4 protein-coding genes are annotated in these 3,628 nt (G+C 40.9%); all 4 read right to left on the bottom strand.

Going from position 1 to position 3,628, the window contains the following annotated elements:
• Positions 1-692: 692 nt before the first annotated feature.
• Positions 693-1,121, bottom strand: coding sequence for a GNAT family N-acetyltransferase (locus F7Y48_RS23420; protein WP_316685446.1), 429 nt, complete (start codon positions 1,119-1,121; stop codon positions 693-695).
• Positions 1,122-1,264: 143 nt separating this feature from the next.
• Positions 1,265-1,672 (bottom strand): OsmC family protein, encoded by a 408-nt coding sequence (locus F7Y48_RS23415; RefSeq protein WP_316685445.1) that lies wholly within the window; start codon positions 1,670-1,672, stop codon positions 1,265-1,267.
• A gap of 157 nt (positions 1,673-1,829) precedes the next feature.
• Complete coding sequence (locus tag F7Y48_RS23405; protein ID WP_053808621.1) at positions 1,830-2,255, bottom strand: N-acetyltransferase; 426 nt, start codon at positions 2,253-2,255, stop codon at positions 1,830-1,832.
• A 518-nt stretch (positions 2,256-2,773) separates the two neighbouring features.
• Positions 2,774-3,004 (bottom strand): DUF6988 family protein, encoded by a 231-nt coding sequence (locus F7Y48_RS23400; RefSeq protein ID WP_316685444.1) that lies wholly within the window; start codon positions 3,002-3,004, stop codon positions 2,774-2,776.
• Positions 3,005-3,628 lie beyond the last annotated feature (624 nt).

Genomic DNA, 3,628 nt, shown 5'->3' with positions numbered 1-3,628 from the left:
AATGTAGCTTTTCTATTATCGGTGGATGCAAATCGAAATTTGCCAAAGTATTTTCACCCAAGCACCCAGGAACTTCTGGTTCGATCAAATATTGACTCACTTTATTCTCCCAAAGAAAGCTAACGCCCTGTTAAGGGGTGAGCAACGCAATACCAAAGCCGCCGCATACCACCTTAAACGCTAAAACCAACGCATAGTGAAAATGCCACGCGTTGCGAATCCCTCTTGAACAGTTTGTTAACTGAGCGCCTTTCAGTTTTCGCCGATCTTACAGCCCCTTTAGCCAAAGCTGGTTTTCCTAGTCAATGATTAGTAAAGCTAACTCAAATATGTATTTAACCAAAAGATTACCGTTTATCTTTAGTTTGAAATGCGTCTCACAACACCATACTTCGGCGATGTAAGTACGCCGAACTAATCGCGAATGCCTTATATTATTAGAAGGCTTTGTGCCGCCTTTCACATCAGTAAACTTAAGTACCAAATTGAAATTAGTCGCATTAGCTCAATTACGGAAACCGACCGAACACGATAAACCTCTGAACCTAGAAACCGTATCAATGTACTTTCGTATTTTCTGCGCCAGTTAACGCCGCATTAAGGTGTGAGCGGCGCTTGGCTATACTTGAGCGAAGCGAAACTGCCAAGTGTTGCGAATCACTCTTAAATGCTTTGTTATACGCGTGCTGACGCTACAACGAAAATTTCATAACCTTATGATTTGGCTCATTTTCAATATCAACCGCTAACCAACCTAATGACTCGTACAACGATGGTACATTTGTGTAAGCATACAGGTTACTTTGAGTTGCTGCTGATACTTGACTAACACCTCGGTTAATCAGTTCACTAGCAATACCTTGACCACGCCACTCTGGTGAAACATAAACAGCATTAAACCAAATAACTTCTGAGTCACCATGAGGTTCTTTAAAGCGCGAGTAAGCAAGACCACCGATAACTTGATTGTCTCTGAGAGCGACAATTACCGGTGGAAGATTGTATTCTGGATTATCAGTATCTACGAACAGAAAATCAGACCATTCTGTTTGAAACAGCTTCTCTAGAGCAACCCAATACTGACTATTCTCATCGCAATTTCTGAATACTACCTTGTTCATATTGGATTATTTCCTCAAAAGCGTATAACGCCGCGTTAAGGGGTGCCGGCACGCAATACAAAAGCTTCTGCAAAGCACCTTAAACACTAAACTCAACGCATGTTAAAAATGCCACGCGTGCCAAATCCCTCTTAAACGCTTTGTTAAGTGCAATTTTTACCCACTTCGGCTGAACAAGTGATATCGATCGTAGGGCTCAACATAAGACAAACATGACAATGCTTTTCCACCGCTTCTTGAGCTGCTCGCAAAATGTCAGATTCCTTAAAACCACTGCCATTTACTGTAAAGTGTAAGTTTGCCGATTTATATAAACGAGGTTCTGATTCCGTTAGGGCAAAAGTAACCGTATTTTCTAGACCTTGAACTTCAAAACCTTGATCTTGTAGTAACAAGACGACATCCGTAGCACTACATGAACCTAAAGCCGACAATAGAACTTCCGTTGGACAAGGGGTTTTCTCACTTGTAGCGTCAACATTAAACGTAAAACCGCCTTCAGTTGACACTTTAAAGCGACAATCACCATCCCATTTTATATTAATGCTCATACTTCCCTACTTTTTTGATGTGACTCTCGCTGATTGCACTTAACGCCCTGTTAAGGGGTGAGCAACGCAATACCGATGCCGCCGCATAACACCTTAAACACTAAAAACAACGCATAGTGAAAATGCCACGCGTTGCGAATCCCTCTTGAACAGTTTGTTATATGCCCGAACTCATTGTGTATTCGGAATGTCCAGTGTACTCATCCAATTGCTCACTCACGACTTTGAAGCCTTGAGACAAATAGAATTGATAACTAGCCTGATTTTCCTTGTATACAGAAAGACTCAATACCGCCCTCTGAGTTTTAGCATGACTCAATAGCTGCTTACCAATGCCTTTACCTTGAAGTTCAGGAGAGACAAATATAGCAGCTAGGCTACTTTCATACAGTGCGTAAAAGCCGAATACTTTCGACTCAGCTTCGTAAACGTAAGTTTCTGAAGCTGGAATGTAGATGCTACGCATGTTTTCTACTTGAGATTCCCAGAACTCAGCCGAAATGAAATCGTGAGCTTTAACTGACGCTTTAAGCCAAATTTCAAGAACTGAATCCATGTCATTTTCGTTGTACTTTCTTATCATTTTAAAGCTCTAAATAGCCGAATTTATCGGGGCAATATAACGCCTTGTTAAGGTGTGAGGCACGCAATACCAATGCTTACGCATAACACCTTAACCACTAAAGCCCACGCACAGTAAAAATGCCACGCGTGCCGAATCACTCTTGAACAATTTGTTAGCAATCGGTCCCAAACACTTTTGTGCAAGTTTGATTTGCTAATTTCTCGACATATGGTTCAAATTGTTTTTCACCAGAAAGCTCAACAAGCTCCGCGAGAACATACGTAGAAACTAAAACAGTTAACTGCAACAAGAACCTAACTTCTTGATCATCTATAGTAGGAGTTATAAAACCACCTTTAGAAATATGTCTAGAAGTAAGTTCTGACCCACCATGTGTAAAGTCATGTACAAAAGGCTTTAGCATTTCCCATAGTTTGCTAAAGAGCATACTGTCTTCATATTCCTCCTCTATAAGCTCAATATTCTTTCCTACCGCATTCCATTTATCTTTGTAAATCGCCTTATTCGCTTGATCTTTATTTGCGCCAAACTGCCCTAAAAGTGTTTTCTAAAGTAGGTCGAACCAAAGAGAATGCCGAAGCAAAATTTTTCTTTTCTACAAGAGTTTGCACCGCATCACAGTGGCTTATAGAAACAAAAAACATTGCGCTTATAAATTCGTTATGACCTTGCCTTTTAACTGAAATCTGCTCAGCTAATTTCCAAACAATATTCAAATGTTCTCTAGTATCGAACACTAATTGCATAATTACAGAACCTAATTTTTCGGGGATTGCTAACGCCCTGTTAAGGGGTGAGCAACGCAATACCAAAGCCGCCGCATACCACCTTAAACACTAAAACCAACGCATAGTGAAAATGCCACGCGTTGCGAATCCCTCTTGAACAGTTTGTTAACTGAGCGCCTTTCAGTTTTCGCCGATCTTTCAGCCACTTTCGCCAAAGCTCGTTTTGCTAATCAATGATTAGCAAAGCTAACTCAAATATGTATTTAAGAAAAAAATCACCGTTTATCTTTAGTTTGAAATGCGTCTCACAACACCATACTTCGGCGATGTAAGTGCGCCGAACTAATCGCGAATGCCTTATATTATTAGAAGGCTTTGTGCCGCCTTTCACATCAGTAAACTTAAGTATCAAACTGAAATTAGTCGCATTAGCTCAGCTACGGAAACCGACCGAACACGCTAAATCTCTGAACCTAGAAACTGTATCATTGTGCTTTCGTATTTTCTGCGCCAGTTAACGCCCAGTTAAGGGGTGAAGCACGCAACACCGATGTTACTGTATGGCACTTCAACACCGAAACCACCGCATACCAAAAATGCCACGCGTGCTGAATCCCTCTTAAACTGTTTGTTATGTGAATT

Source organism: Vibrio sp. 2-1-2a (genome assembly GCF_032648565.1).
Lineage (GTDB): Bacteria > Pseudomonadota > Gammaproteobacteria > Enterobacterales > Vibrionaceae > Vibrio > Vibrio diabolicus.
Note: the sequence above shows the minus strand (reverse complement) of the source record. Positions and strands in the feature narration are given on the sequence as shown.